The organism is Halanaerobium praevalens DSM 2228 (assembly GCF_000165465.1).
Classification (GTDB): domain Bacteria; phylum Bacillota; class Halanaerobiia; order Halanaerobiales; family Halanaerobiaceae; genus Halanaerobium; species Halanaerobium praevalens.
Genome location: NC_017455.1, coordinates 526,600 through 541,700, shown reverse-complemented (window position 1 = coordinate 541,700; position 15,101 = coordinate 526,600). Strand labels below are relative to the sequence as shown.

The following is a 15,101-nucleotide window of genomic DNA, read 5'->3' as shown; positions in this document are numbered from 1 at the left end:
AGCAGCATCTAGATTAATTATTCCACTATTGATAAAATTTCTTTTCTGTTTTCTTCTAAATTAGGGACATAACTTTTCATTAATTTTAAATTACCTTCAATTCTAAATTCTTCTGAATAAGCAGGAATTAAAATACTATCAGTTATTTTCAAATCAATTTCTTGGCCAGCAAAAATTAATTTCCCTGCTCCCTCTACAGCAGTGAGAATATAAAATCTCTTTTTATTTCCCTGAGCTTTATATACTTTCTTAACTTCAATAATATCTAAAGCAAATTTATCATTTAAACAATAATAACTATAATTATTATTATCTTTACATATTTTTAAGCCTTTTCTTTTTTGAGACTCTAATTTAAAATCTATAACATCCATTGCTTTAGCTAAATCTAATTCTCTTCCCCTTCCATAATCATAAACTCTATAAGTTGTATCACTACTTTGCTGAATTTCAGCTAAAATAATTCCAGAACCAATAGCATGGAGCAGACCTGCTTTAATAAAAAATACATCTCCCTGACTAACCTTAATTTTTTTTACATATTGGTTTATTTCATCATTTTGAACAGCTTTTTTAAATTCACTTTCAGTGCAATCTTCAGTTCCAACAATTAAATAAGCATCTTCTTCAGCATCAATAACATACCAAGCTTCTGTTTTACCTGCTTCTCCATCATACTGAGCAGCATAACTATCATCAGGATGAACCTGAAGTGAAAGTTGTGCTTGAGCGTCAATAATTTTAAGCAAAAGTGGAAATTCTTCCACTTCAACTTCTTCACCCAATATTTGTTGAGGATACATAGCAGTTAATTCTTTAAGACTTTTACCAGCTAATTTCCCATTTTGAACAGTGCTCATAGCTTTTGTTTGAGCAGAAATATCCCAACTTTCACCAATTTTTCCTGCAGGTACATCATTTCTATAATTTTCTAATTTTCGTCCTCCCCAAATCTTTTCTATATATTTATGATCAAATTTAAGTGGATAAAACATTCCTTATTCCTCCTAATAAATTCAGTTAACAATTTTAATTTATATTTTATATTGTTAAATTAAATATTTAATTTAACTTTTAATTTATCTTCTGCTTTAATTTTAGTTTTTAAATCAACAACTTTTCCATTTAAAAGTATTTCCATTTTATTTTTCATTTTTTCTGAAATATTATAATTAATATATTCAAATACTCCTGCAATAGTTAAAGTCCGAGAAAAAGCTCTAATCTGATCTCCAGCCTCAATTTGATAATCAAGTTCAACTTTTTCTCCATTTACTTCTACTGACCAAATTTGATCTGGTACACTTAATCTACTGCCATTAAAATAAAAATGAATTTCTTGATTTCCTTTCTTTTTTAGCAAATCTTTAATAGTAAAATCACTTTTCGCTTTATTTTTAATCAATAGTTTTAAGCCAGTTTTTAAAAATTGATCAAGTTCAACTATTTTTCCTGCATCTGTAGTAATAAAATATTTAGAGTCCGTAATTGTTTCTGGTTGACCATTAAAACTATATTCAATTTTTTGTTTACCGAAATCTGCAGCTGGAACTTCCATTATTTGAACTAAAGCATCTTTAATTGTTTGAGGAACAGTATATTTAATCTCAGCTCCATCGATCAATTCGGTATCCAAAGTAACTAGCTTATCATTTTGAAAAACTTGAGTTTCAATTACATTTTTAGTCTCATTTAAATAGATTGTATAATCAACTAAATCTGATTCAGGAATCAAATCTTTAATTTTTGCTTCTGCATCTTTACCTGCTAGACCAGGTTTAAAACTAATTTGATCACCATTATTAACAGCTGCTTGTAATTTGCTTTCTTCTTGGTTTAATAAAATTTTAGCTGGACTACCTAATTCTCCCTTTACAGTTTTTAAATTGCCATTAACTGTGGCTGTAATTCCCATCCCTGGTCTCGGATTTAATTGTTTTAACTCTATATTAGCAGCTAATAAAGCATCTGCAATAGTTGGTTGAGTAAGAGTTAATAAAGTAATTTGTTCTTTATTAACTTCAACTTCAATAAAAACAGCTTTATTATCTGTCTCTCTAGTCAAAACTGCTATTCCTAAAGGTGTTAAAGTTTGGGTTGTATTGACCCCAGTAATTTCTCCTTCTATATTTTCTAAATCTTCTCTTTTCCGAATTCCAATTCTATTTTCAATAATATCTATTTTAGAAGCAAATTTTTCTTTCAGCCCTGGAGTTAAACTACCACCACCAATAAAGATCACAGCTTGAGGAGGCTGCGAATTAATCTCTAAAATACTTTCTGCAATAGCAGTACTTAAACGATCTAATTCCGTTTCTATTGCAGCCAAAACCTCTTCTTTTTCTAATTCTATTTGATCCCCTAAAATAGTTTTTAACTCTAATTTTTCTTTATTCAATAAATTACATTTTAATTTTTCAGCATTATTATAGTCAACTAAAAACTTATTTGAAATAATTTCAGTTATTTCATCACCTGCTATTGGAACCATTGCATAACCTGAAATTGAACCTTTTTTAGTTATTGCAATATCCGAAGTTCCAGCTCCAATATCAACTAAAGCTAAATTGAAATTGCTCATTGACTCAGGAATTACTATATGAGAAGCTGCAATTGGCTCTAAGGTTAAATGCTCTACTTCTAAATCAACTCTATTGATTACAGCTAATAAAGAATCAATTACAATCCTTGGTAAAAAAGTAGCAACTAACTCAACTTCCATTATTTTTCCTCTTTGACCCAAAAGGTGGCCTAAATTCATACCATCTAATTGATAATTACGGACTGTATAACCAACAAAATGGTAATCTACAGCTTCTTTAGCTTGCTTTTGATTATTATTATTTTTCATTCTAACTGTGTTCTTTTCTGATTTATGAATTTTATCTTGAGCTTGTTTAATTGTTGTTAACTCTAAATTTTTTAAATCTTCTTCTTCTATATATCTACTTTTATCTAACTCTAGACTATTAGTTTGAGTCACCGTTTTTAAAGCTCTACCAGCAGCTGCAATAGCAACTTTTTTTAACTTTAACTCAGTTTTTGCTTCTAACTCATTTTTTAGCTCAGCTACCGCTTCTGCCACTTTGGCTACATTATGTATTTGACCATCAAGCATTGCTCTAGTTTGATGTTCTCTAACAGCAGAATCAATAATTTGATAACCATTTTCAGTTTTTCTAATTAAAACTCCAACTATTGTTCTAGTCCCAATATCCAGAGCAAAGGTAATCTCCTCGGTCATAATCAGATCCTCCTCTAAACTATATTCTTAAAATAATCTTTCTTTAATTATTTTTCTACCTGCTAAATATATTCTATATTAAAAAGCAGATACCTTTAAAAAATAGCAAACAAAAATTTATAGAAAAAGCTATCTTCCTTAACTTAAGAAAGATAGCCGTTGCTTATAATTGTTCTGTTAAAATTTTCTGAAGATTAAAGCAGCCTAAATTAAACAATTACTTTAGTAATTACAATATTCATATGTTTTAAAAGATCTAATTCACGATCAAGTTCTTTACCTTCATCATCTTCAATTACTCTAAGTATAGGCCGTGTCGGAAAACCTATGTTCTGAGCTCTGACTATAGCTCTATAACCACAACTTAAAATCACCTCTGCTCCGTTTGGATAAAAAGAAACCTGGGGCAAAAACTTTTTTACAAGCTGATAATCAAATAATTTTTCAGTATTATTCATAATATACTCTGCTGCTTTATAAGTGGGCCATCTACTTCTATAAACTCGATCACTTGTTAAAGCATCAAAGACATCAGCTATTGCAGCTACTCTGGCAAACTCATGGATTTCATTCCCCTTTAAACCTCTAGGATAACCAGAACCATCTACCCGCTCATGGTGAGAATAAACAACAATCCTTGATAAAGGACTAATCGATTCAATCTGCTGTAAGTAATTAAAACCAAGTTCAGGATGATTTTTCATAATAAAATATTCATATTCCGTTAGAGACTCAGGTTTAGTTAAAATCTTTTCAGGAATTAAAATCTTGCCAACATCATGTAACATACCTCCCATACCAAGCTTAAACAACTCGTTCTTGCTATAACCTAGCATTTTACCTAAGGCTATACAAATTACACTTACATTAACTGAGTGCTCATAAGTATAATCACTGGTATTTTTTAAACTAACTAAATTTAATAAAACATCTTCATTAAAAACTAATTCATTTGTAATATCTTCAATTACATTTTTTAAATCTTTAGTATTTAAGTTCAAAAAGCCTTTTTTTATTTTATCAAAAGTATTAGTTACTATTTTTTTGCCAGTCCTTCTAGTACTATCTTTTATTACTTCATTTACTTCAATATCATAGGAGTATTTATCTTCTACATAAAGATGCTTAATTCCCAGCTCAAGTAATTTATTTTTATATTTATATAATCGATCTACTCCCTTATTTAAAAGAATATTTCCATTTTCATAAATTGGTTTAGCAAGTTCCATATCTTCTACTAAATTTTCTGTTAAGACTAGTCTCATATTATATAATCCTTCCTCCAAATAAATAACTTAATATTTTTAGCTCATCTATAACTCTAAAATACATTTTCAATAAAAATTATTTAATCCCTTTTTCTTAGAAAAATTTAGCACCTCATAATTATTATTTATAGTCTAAACTATCAATCAATGTTTTTATTTTTTTATCAAATTGATTTAGTTCTTTAATTTTTACCCTAAAATCAAAATTAAGCATCAATTGTTTATCTTTTGGGCTAATAAAATATTTTAAACCTACTTTATCTCCTTTGGCAATTTGGAGTCGATAAATATTTAACTTTGCCTGAGATAATTTCTCTTTTTTGATTTCAAACCCCTTTTCCACAGCCCTTAGACTCTCAAAATTAAATTGTTTAGCAGCTGTTTGCATAAATTCTTTTTTAGTTAAATCAAGTAAAAATATTTCTCCTCTAGCTTCTTCTGTTTGCAAACTATATTTAAATTCCATTTCAGCAGTTAAATTCTTTTCTTTTTTTAATTGCCAAGATTGAGGATAAGCAAAAGAAATAATTTGATTAGTAAAGTTTTTAGTTTGTTTTTTATTTGTTTTAATTTCTATTCTTTCTGTTTCATCTTTTTCTTTTGCAATTTGGAGCGCTTTTTCTTTTTTGTTTTGCTGCTTTCCAATTCTTTTTTCTAAATATTCAATCCTACTTTCAGGAATAGGATGAGTTTGAGTAAATTCTAATAATTTATTGTTTTTACTATTTTTTGCAAAAATTTGCATTAATTCAACTAAAGCTTGGGGATTATAATCACTTCTTAACATTAAATCAAAACCATAAATATCAGATTCACGCTCTTGCTCTCTAGAATAACCATTAGCTATTAAATTTTGAGCTATATTTGTTATAGTCTGATATTGATTATCAGTAAAATGATTAAATAATAAATTCAAAAGAGAAAGTCCTAAGTTTCTTTCTAAGTCTTCACTTAAATGTTCATTAACAGCATGTCCCATTTCATGAGATATCAAAGCTGCCAGTTGGGCTTCACTTTCTAATTTTTCTAAAAGTCCTCTAAAAATCATAATATTACCATCACCTATATAATAGGCATTTATTAATTTATCATCAATATAATGCAGTCTAAATTCTTCTTCTTTAAATTTAGGATGAATAATATTAGCTTCTAATTTTTTTAAAGTTTTATATTCTAAGCTATTCTGCTCAAATTCTTTAATTCTATATTGCTGAGCTAAATCCTGATATATTCTTTGAGCAACATCTTGTTCATAATCAGAAAAAGCTAAAACGGGATTAATAAAACTACTCGCTATTAAAATTGATAATATAAAAATTAAACAAATTTTTTTAAATCTCAATTTGACCATAAAATCACTCCTAAACTTTTACTCTTATCCATATTGTAATACTTTTATTATAAAAATAAAAGCCCTAATTTAGAATTATTGTTAAAAACTAAATTAGGAGCTTTTAAAGTGAAACTAAATTGTTTATTAGCTTAATTATATTTATTTTTTAGAGGCTAGTAGGCTTCTTTCTTTTTGGATTATTGACTGACTTTCTTTAAAAGCTGGACCACCTAAAGTAGAATGTGAATTAACAGCTGTTTCAACTTTTAATTTTTCTTTTAGCTTTTCAAAATCAACTTTTAATTCTTCTTTTAAATCTGAATCAAATATTTCTTCCCAATCAGATTTTTGTAAATCTTCTAGCTCTTTTTCTTTTTGAGCAGCTAAAATTACTGCTTTGCCTACAATTTGATGTGCTTTCCGAAAAGGAATATTATTTACTGCTAAGAAATCAGCTAACTCAGTTGCATTTAAAAAACCTTTTGCTGCTGCTTTTTGCATCTCTTTTTTCTTAACTTTCATTGTTTTTAACATTTCTGGATATAATTTTAAAATGATTTTAAGTGTTTCTACACTAGCAAAAAGACCTTCTTTGTCTTCTTGTAAATCTTTATTATATGCTAATGGCAATCCTTTTAAAGTTAACAACATCTGGTTTAAATTACCAATAACTTTACCAGTTTTCCCGCGTACTAATTCAGCTAAATCAGGATTTTTCTTTTGTGGCATAATAGAACTACCAGTAGTATATTGATCAGCCAGCTCAATAAATGAAAACTCTTTTGAATTCCACAAAATTACTTCTTCACTTAAACTGCTTAAATGTAACATTAAATTAGAAGCAACAGCTAAAAACTCAAGCACAAAATCTCGATCACTAACTCCATCAATAGAGTTTTTACAAGCTCTAATAAAGCCTAATTTTTTAGCTGTAAATTCTCTATCTAAGTCAAAAGAACTACCTGCTAAAGCACCTGAGCCTAAGGGAGAAATATTTATTCTTTTTAAAGCATCTCCAAAACGTTCATAGTCTCTTTTTAACTTAAAATAGTAAGCCAAAAGGTGATGAGCAAAAGTAATAGCTTGAGCTCTCTGTAAATGAGTATAACCTGGCATTATAGTTTCTGTGTGTTTTTCTGCTAAATCTAAAATCACCTGCATAAAATCAAGTAGCATTTTTCTAAGATCTAAAGTCTCTTCTCTTAAATATAAACGAAGATCAAGAGCAACCTGATCATTACGGCTGCGGCCAGTATGTAATTTGCCGCCTACTTCACCAATTTTAGCTGTTAAACGAGCCTCTATTAAACTATGAATATCTTCTGCCTCTTTAAAATCAAATTTACCAGCTGCTAATTCTTTTTCAATTTCTTTTTTAACAGCTTGCAAGCCTGAACTGATTTTTTTTGTTTCTTCTTTAGTTAAAATACCCTGTTTAGCTAGCATTTGCACATGAGCTAAACTACCTTTGACATCATATTTTAAGAGCTTAATATCAAAAGGAAGTGAAGCATTAAACTCATCCATTAATTCAGAAGTGTCTACCTTAAATCTTCCACCCCATAATTTATTTTTTGCCATTTTTATTCTTCTCTCTTTTTCTTATTTGCAACTTGTAATGGTAAAGCCCAGAGATTAATAAAGCCAGGAGCTGATTTATGGTCAAAATTATCACTTTCATCATAAGTTGCTAAACCATGTTCATATAGTGAATAATTTGATTTCCGACCAGCTAAAGTACATTTACCTTTATAAAGTTTAACTTTTACCTGTCCACTAACTGTTTTTTGGGATTGATTAACAAAAGCATCTAAAGCATCTCTTAAAGGTGAAAACCAAAGACCATTATAAGTTAAGTTTGCATATTTAGCTGCCATTTCAGCCTTATAATTTTTAGTATCACGGTCTAAAGTTAAGTCTTCTAGAGCTTTATGTGCTTTAATTAAAATTTCACCAGCTGGAGCTTCATAAATCTCACGTGATTTAATACCAACTAATCTATCTTCTAACATATCAATTCTACCCACTCCATACTCAGAACCCAATTCATTTAATTTCTCTACTAATTGAATTGGCTTCATTTTTTGACCATCAATTGCTACTGGAATTCCTTTTTCAAAATCAATAGTAATATATTTAGGCTCAGCAGGAGTTTGATCTACTTCTTTAGTCCACTGATAAGCATCTGCTGGTGGTTCAGCCCAAGGATCTTCTAAAATTCCACATTCAATGCTAATTCCCCATAAATTTTGGTCAATACTATAAGGACTTTTTTTAGTAGCCTTAACTGGAATTCCATTTGCCTCAGCATATTCTATTTCTCCCTCTCTAGAAACAAACTCCCAGTCTCTTAAAGGTGCAATAATTTCCATTTCTGGAGCTAAAGCTTTAAAAGAAACTTCAAAACGAACCTGGTCATTTCCCTTACCTGTACAACCATGAGCTAAAGCATCTACCCCCTCTTTTTTAGCAATTTCAACCATTCTTTTAGCAATTAATGGCCTTGCTAAAGCTGTTGCTAATGGGTATTTTTCCTGATACATTGCATTTACTTTGAGTGCTGGATAAATATAATCAGTAATAAATTCTTCTCTAATATCATCAATATATGCTTTAGTAGCACCTGTCGCTAAAGCTTTTGCTTCAACTGCATCCCAAGCTTGTGGTTGCCCTAAGTGAGCTGTATAAGTAATAATTTCAGCCTCATATTTATCTTCTAACCACTTAATTGCTACTGAAGTATCAAGTCCACCTGAATAAGCCAACAAAATCTTCTTAATTTCTTTTTTAGCCATTTTAAATTCCTCCTTGAATTTTCTTCTTCTCTAATTTATGTTTAAAATAAAAAAAAACCTACCTCTATATATAAATATAGAGACAGGTTAGTTGCCGTGGTACCACTCTGATTGATAAAAAATTATCCGCTTTCAGTTAATTTAACGCAATTCTACGTTTTTTCCTACTTAGTTTCAGAAAAAAACCTCACAGATGCGTTTCAAAACTCCGTTTCACTCGAGCTTCCACTATCCTCGATTCGCTAACTCCACTAAAGTTTTTACTCTTCTGCTCAAAGGTTTATGTATTGATTTTTTAGTATTATACAGCATATTTTTATTTTATGCAAATAAATTTAGAGCATATTTTAATTTTATTTTTCTAAATTAACTTTCAAATAACTCAATGTCAAAATATAATTGATATCTCTATATCTTTATAGTAAACTGAAAGTAGTGATTATTTTTCTAAAAATAAAAATATTTCTGAGAAAGGGACTAATTTATGCAAGTTATAACTTTAATTACAATAATTTTAATTATAACTGGAATTTGGGAAAAGAAAAATCATAAAAAAAATTTAAATAAAATCCCCAAAATAGTCCATGTTAATGGTATTCGGGGTAAATCTTCTACAACTAGATTAACTGCTGCTGCTTTAAGAGCAGATGGGCTTCAGGTCTTAGCTAAAACGACTGGAACTGCTGCTAAAATAATCTATCCTGATGGAAGTGAAAAAGATTTACTTCGTCATGGTCCACCCAGTATTTCAGAGCAAAAAAGAATAGTTCAATTAGCAGTTAAAGAAAAAGTCGATGTTTTAGTAATTGAATGTATGGCTATTTCTCCAGAAATTCAATGGAGTAGTGAACACCTTTTTTTAAAAGCTGACTATACAATAATTACTAATATTAGAAATGATCATTTAGATAAAATGGGGAGTAATCTTAAAGAAATTGCCCAAACAATCTGTTTAAGCCTCCCACAGTCTGCCCATGTTATTTCTGCTGAAAAGAATTTAGAATCTTTAATTAAAAAAGAAGCTAAAAAAAGAAATAATCTTTACAGCACAATTTCTGATATTAAGATTAGTCAGGCAGAACTGAAGCCCTTTAAAAAAACTGTTTTTAAAGAAAATATTGCCTGTGCTTTAAAAGTAGCCTCTTCTTTTAAGATAAATAAAAAAACAGCTTTAGCAGGTATGTACTCAGTTACTGCTGATCCCGGTAGCTTAAAAACTTATCTTTATCAAAATAAGGGTAGAAATATTATTTTCATTAATGCTTTTGCTGCTAATGATCGTGATTCAACCGAAATAATTTGGCAGAAAATAACTAAAAAATTAGAGCAATTTCCAGTTGAAAAACCAGCTCTTTATGCTTTGATTAACCACCGCAGTGATCGAGCATTTAGATTAAAAGAATTTATTAATTTTCTCAGCTTTAAAAATAGGTTTGATGGATTTTTATTAAGTGGTGCCTTAAAATTTAGACAACAAAGATTATTAAAAAAGAACTTAAATTCTAAACAAAATATTTCAAAATTAAATTTATTCTTTTTTGATTTAAATAAATTTAAAAAGTTAAGTAATTTTTTTAATAATTTAGAACCAAAAAGAAATTTGATAATTTTTGCTTGTGGTAATATTCATGGAGATGGAGAAATAATCGCAGCTTATTTTGAAAAATTTGGAGTTGAATTAAATGTTAATTGAATCAGTTGGAATTGGGATTCTTTTAAGTTTTATTTTTACAGAACTAACAGGATTTTATACAGGAGGAATTATTGTACCTGGTTATTTGGCTTTTTTCTGGCAGGAACCCTCCCGGATTTTAGCCACTATTATTACGGCAGTTTTAACTTTTTTGATTGTGAAGTTTTTAGCTAATTATATTATAATGTATAGTCGCCGCCGTTTTACAGCCTGTGTTATTCTCGGTTATTTAATTGGCTGGTTTTACCGTTCAATTTTTATAAATTTTTTTCCAATCGAACAAGATTTAAGAGTAATTGGTTATATTATTCCAGGACTAATTGCAAATGATATGTTAAGACAAGGAATTACAGCTACTCTTTCTGCTTTAATTTTTCTTTCAATCTTTTTAAGATTATTAATGCTTTTATTTAGCTAAAGGAGCTTAATTTAATGTTTACAAACTGGGTTAAAGCCAAAATTAATATTAAAATAATTATTATTTCAGCTCTACTAGCAATTTTTGCTTTAATTATTATCTTTTTTAGCAGCTCTAAGACTGAAAATCCAGCTTTTAAAACTCAAATCACAGCTGCCCAAAAAGTACTGACAGCCCAAAAAGTTATTTACCAGGCAAAAAAAGCTAGAAATTTAAAAGTTAATACTAAATTAGATCCTAATAAAACTGCTTTGATTGGTCAAGAATATACTAAACTTACAACTACTCTTGGTAATTTAAAAGCTAAGAGAACAGCTACTAATACAGACTTTGCTGCCTTAATGGTTGACTATTTTAAAAAACTTAATTTAAAAGCAGGTGACAAAATAGCAATTGGAGCCAGCGGCTCTTTTCCCGGCTTAATTTTATCTGTACTTTCGGCAAGTGAAACAATGGATTTAAAAGTGGAATTAATTTATTCACTTGGATCTTCAATGTATGGAGCTAATATCCCTAATTTCAGTTTTATAGAAATGCTAAAAGAGCTCAGAAAAGAGCAAATATTAAGCTATAAGATTAGAGCTCTTTCCTTAGGGGGAGATAATGACAGAGCAGATAATCTCTTTTTTAGTGATAACAAAAACACCTTTTTTAAAATAGCTGAAAAAGAATCTATCCCTTTAATTTATGAAGAAGATTTAGAGGCCAGTATCCAAAAAAGAATAGATATTTTAAAGAAAAATTCTCAAACTAATCAGATTAAAACTTTTATTAATATTGGAGGAGCCTCAGCTAACTTTGGCAGCACTTCTGCTTCAGTAAAGTTTGAAAATGGTCTAACTATTCCAGGTAAATTGAATACTGAATATGCCAAAAATGGTCTTTTATCATATTTTCTTAGTCAAAACATTCCAGTTATTCATTTATTGAATATCGAGAATTTGGCTAGAGAAAATGGAATTCAAATTGATCCTGTTCCACTACCTAAACCAGGTCAAGCTGATGTATATTATATTATCAATTATAATAAACATCTAATTTCAAGCTTATTATTAATTATAATTATACCCTTGCTTTTAGCAAAATTTTGGACTAAATATAATCAATCTAGGAGGATAAAGAATGAAATCTAGTTTTTGGATTGTTATTGTAATCTGTCTGCTCATTCTTTTGAGCTTTAATCTTTTTAGCTCAGCAAAAAATATAGAATATTATCCTGCTCAACCTGTAGCTGTTACCTCTCTTGGTCAAAATCCTGATGGTTTACTGATCAAAGTTGTTCTAGAAAATCAAAATATTCATTTTACCTATCATTCCTTATTAAAAGCTGAGTCTATTGAAAATTATCCTACTTTAATTATTGCAGTCGGTCACAGTTGTAAAGGAATAAGTGCAGCTGGAATTGATTTTGAAGCTGAACTCAAAAGATGTAGAGCTTTAATAAAAAAGGCAAAACAGGAGAACAAGTTTATAATTTTAACCCATCTAGGTGGCAAAAATCGTAGAGATCAAAAATCTGATCAATTACTTGAACTTGTAGCTCCTGCTGCTGATTATTTAATTATCGCTAAAAAAAGTAATTTTGATAATTATTTTTCAAAAAAAGCTCAAAAAAATGATATTCCTTTGGCTATAGCAGAAAATTTATCTCAAATAAAACCAATAATTGCTAAACTTTTTCAGGGAGAATCCAAAAATGTTGCCTACTATATTAATGGACAAGCTAAAGCAAAAACTATTTTAATAAATGCTGGTATTCATGGTGATGAAATAGCATCTCAATTAGCTGCTTTAAAACTTAAAAAAGCAGAGGTCAAAGGAGGTCGTTTAGTTGTAATTCCACGAGCAAATCCCCAAGCCTGTAATAAAAATCAAAGAAATTATCCTCAATCAGAAAAACTTAATAGATCTTTTCCTCCCTCAAAAAAAATAACTAATACTCAAATAAGGGCTGCAGCTATCTTTGATTTAATTAAAAAAATTGCTCCTCAACTTTTACTTGATTTACATGAATCTGAAAATTTTAATCGTTTAAATAAAAATTATGTGGGTCAGTCCATAATTGCTTATCCAACTGCTCAATCAGTTTGGCAAGGAGCACAAGTAGTAGAGTTAATTAATCAGGACATAGAAAAGCAAATTGAAAAATTTAGCTTAATTAGCCCTCCCAAAACTGGTAGTTTAACTCAGGCAACTGGTAAACATTTGAAAATTCCAGCTTTTACCCTAGAAACCTGTCAAAAATTAACTTTAGCAAAAAGAATTAATTATCAACTCAACTTAATCGAGTTATTTTTAAAAGCAAATGGAGTTGAACTAGTATGGCCTTAGAACTTGATTTTAGCAAAGTTGACAAAAATAAATTTTTAGCAGCTTTAATTATAATTATAGGAGCCCTTGTTTTACCTTTTTTTACTAAAAAACCACAATTCAACCTTTTACACCAGCTATATCAAAGTATAGCAAGCCAAGACAGTGGTTTACTACTTTTAGTTTCTGCTAAATTAGTTATTTTAAATACTCTTAGACATCTTCCTATTTATTTAGGAGCTTTTATCTTAGCAGAAAGCATTGAAAATCTAAGTTCTTTTAAAAATTTCACTTTTTTTATTACTTTAATAATTATCCCCATAATTTATCAATTAATTACTTTAATTTATAATATTGATTTTGTTTTTGCTGGCCCTTCTTATCTAACAATTTTAATCATTTTTATTCTCCATTTAATGACTAAAGATATTCATCATATTTTTATTAAAACAATTATCATTTCTCTTTTCTTATTTAGTATTGATTGGCTTGATATTATTCCGTTTTTAAGTGATTATGGTTTTGGCAGAGGAGAAATTATAGTTTCAATTAGGGAAGTAACAGAATTTATAGGGGCCGAATATATAATGAATTTTTTTGGTTTTACTTTTTCAATCATAATTATGATTAATGCTCTAATTTTAACCAGAGTAGTTATTTATTATTATAATAATTTAAAGTTAATGGCTGAAAGTAAAGAAAAAGAAAAAAAGATACGAGAATTAGAATTAGAAGCAGTTAAATCTAGATATTTTAGTGAGATCAAACATTTAGTCCATGATTTAAAAACTCCCCTTGTTACAATTCAGGGTTTAAGTGGGGTAATAGGCTTAAAAGTTGAAGATAAAAAAATACATAAATATACAGAAAAAATAAGCGAATCAGCTGATAAAATGGGCCAGATGATCTCAGAAATACTTTATGATGATAAAAAAAGAAAGATATCAATAGCTGAATTATTTAATTTTCTTAAAATCCAACTTGCTTTAGAAGAAATTGATGACCACCTATCTTTTGAATATAATGATAATTTAATGCTAAAAGCAAATAAAGTTAGGTTATCCAGAGCTTTAATTAATTTAATTGATAATGCCCTAAAAGCTATTGATTTAAAGAATGGGAAAATTAAAATTAGGGCAAAAAAATTACATAAATTAATCAAAATAACAATAACGGATAATGGCCAGGGAATTCCAGCTGACAAACTTAATAATATTTGGAAAATAGGTTATACAACAGGAATAGAAAATACTGGATTAGGACTCCATTTCGTTAAAGATGTGATAGCAAGTCACAATGGAGAAATTAGAATAGAAAGTAAATTAAATCAAGGAACTAAAGCTAAAATATTATTACCAGAGGTGACAGAAAATGAAAAAAATATTAGCAGTCGATGACCAACAAGATATTCTATTTACCTTAGAAGCCATTGCTGAAGTAGCAGATCTAAATTTAAAAACTACAGCTAGTGGTTTAGATGCCTTAAAACAAATTAAAAATAATAAATTTGATCTTCTATTAGTTGATTATCATATGCCTGATATTAATGGACTAAAATTAGTAAAAAAGATTAGAAAAATTAATGAAGAAATTACTATTTTAGTCTTAACAGTTGATGAATCTTTAGATCTAGCTGAAAAATTCTTAGAAGCTGGAGCAGATGATTTTGCCAATAAGCCAATAAAAACTGCTGATTTAATTTCTAGAATTAAGCTCCACCTAAGTTATAGTCCCCAACTTGAACATAAAGATTCCGCTATAAAGGATTTAGATATCCCAAAAGGAATGACTCTTAAAACTCTTTCTATTATTTTTGATTATTTAAAAGAAAAAGAAAAAGCTGAAACTATTAGCCAAATTTCAGCAGGAACTAATTTAGCCTACCAAACAGTCCATCGTTATTTGAATTATTTAAATGATGAAAACTTAGCAAAAGTAAAATTAAATTATGGTCAAATCGGTCGTCCTGTCCATCATTATCAACTAACTAGTAAAATTTAACCTAAGTTTTTCACCACCAATTTAGGCTTTTAAAAAAGC

The 15,101-nt window shown here is 28.9% G+C and carries 12 protein-coding genes and 1 other annotated feature; of the genes, 6 read left to right on the top strand and 6 right to left on the bottom strand.

Translation table 11 applies throughout. From position 1 onward, the window contains the following. Positions 1 to 17: 17 nt before the first annotated feature. The 6 genes from HPRAE_RS02405 to HPRAE_RS02380 all read right to left on the bottom strand — a co-directional run bounded on the left by HPRAE_RS02405 (position 18) and on the right by HPRAE_RS02380 (position 8,640). Positions 18 to 995, bottom strand: a complete 978-nt coding sequence (locus HPRAE_RS02405; protein WP_014552662.1) for a type I phosphomannose isomerase catalytic subunit — start codon at positions 993 to 995, stop codon at positions 18 to 20. A 59-nt stretch (positions 996 to 1,054) separates the two neighbouring features. Next, a complete protein-coding gene (locus tag HPRAE_RS02400) occupies positions 1,055 to 3,244 on the bottom strand; it encodes a cell division FtsA domain-containing protein (protein WP_014552661.1) in 2,190 nt (729 codons plus the stop codon). A 209-nt stretch (positions 3,245 to 3,453) separates the two neighbouring features. After that, complete coding sequence (locus HPRAE_RS02395) at positions 3,454 to 4,509, bottom strand: HD-GYP domain-containing protein (RefSeq protein WP_014552660.1); 1,056 nt, start codon at positions 4,507 to 4,509, stop codon at positions 3,454 to 3,456. A 124-nt stretch (positions 4,510 to 4,633) separates the two neighbouring features. Beyond that, positions 4,634 to 5,863 (bottom strand): M48 family metalloprotease, encoded by a 1,230-nt coding sequence (locus tag HPRAE_RS02390; protein WP_014552659.1) that lies wholly within the window; start codon positions 5,861 to 5,863, stop codon positions 4,634 to 4,636. Positions 5,864 to 6,004: 141 nt separating this feature from the next. After that, positions 6,005 to 7,426, bottom strand: a complete 1,422-nt coding sequence (gene argH / locus HPRAE_RS02385; protein WP_014552658.1) for an argininosuccinate lyase — start codon at positions 7,424 to 7,426, stop codon at positions 6,005 to 6,007. 2 nt (positions 7,427 to 7,428) lie between these two features. Then, positions 7,429 to 8,640: an argininosuccinate synthase gene (locus tag HPRAE_RS02380; protein WP_014552657.1), complete on the bottom strand. Its 1,212-nt coding sequence runs from the start codon at positions 8,638 to 8,640 to the stop codon at positions 7,429 to 7,431. 75 nt (positions 8,641 to 8,715) lie between these two features. Continuing rightward, positions 8,716 to 8,925: a binding site (T-box leader), on the bottom strand. 199 nt (positions 8,926 to 9,124) lie between these two features. Here HPRAE_RS02380 and pgsB point away from each other — a divergent pair. The 6 genes from pgsB to HPRAE_RS02350 are packed head-to-tail and all read left to right on the top strand — an operon-like array spanning position 9,125 to position 15,062. Further along, a complete protein-coding gene (pgsB, locus tag HPRAE_RS02375) occupies positions 9,125 to 10,333 on the top strand; it encodes a poly-gamma-glutamate synthase PgsB (RefSeq protein WP_014552656.1) in 1,209 nt (402 codons plus the stop codon). Further along, complete coding sequence (gene pgsC, locus HPRAE_RS02370; protein WP_014552655.1) at positions 10,323 to 10,751, top strand: poly-gamma-glutamate biosynthesis protein PgsC; 429 nt, start codon at positions 10,323 to 10,325, stop codon at positions 10,749 to 10,751. The genes pgsB and pgsC overlap by 11 nt, the downstream gene beginning before the upstream one ends. A gap of 14 nt (positions 10,752 to 10,765) precedes the next feature. After that, complete coding sequence (pgsW, locus tag HPRAE_RS02365; protein ID WP_014552654.1) at positions 10,766 to 11,884, top strand: poly-gamma-glutamate system protein; 1,119 nt, start codon at positions 10,766 to 10,768, stop codon at positions 11,882 to 11,884. Beyond that, positions 11,874 to 13,082 (top strand): DUF6305 family protein, encoded by a 1,209-nt coding sequence (locus HPRAE_RS02360; RefSeq protein WP_014552653.1) that lies wholly within the window; start codon positions 11,874 to 11,876, stop codon positions 13,080 to 13,082. The genes pgsW and HPRAE_RS02360 overlap by 11 nt, the downstream gene beginning before the upstream one ends. After that, a complete protein-coding gene (locus HPRAE_RS02355) occupies positions 13,073 to 14,458 on the top strand; it encodes a sensor histidine kinase (RefSeq protein ID WP_014552652.1) in 1,386 nt (461 codons plus the stop codon). Before HPRAE_RS02360 ends, HPRAE_RS02355 begins: the two co-directional genes overlap by 10 nt. Continuing rightward, positions 14,433 to 15,062: a response regulator gene (locus HPRAE_RS02350; protein ID WP_014552651.1), complete on the top strand. Its 630-nt coding sequence runs from the start codon at positions 14,433 to 14,435 to the stop codon at positions 15,060 to 15,062. The genes HPRAE_RS02355 and HPRAE_RS02350 overlap by 26 nt, the downstream gene beginning before the upstream one ends. Positions 15,063 to 15,101 lie beyond the last annotated feature (39 nt).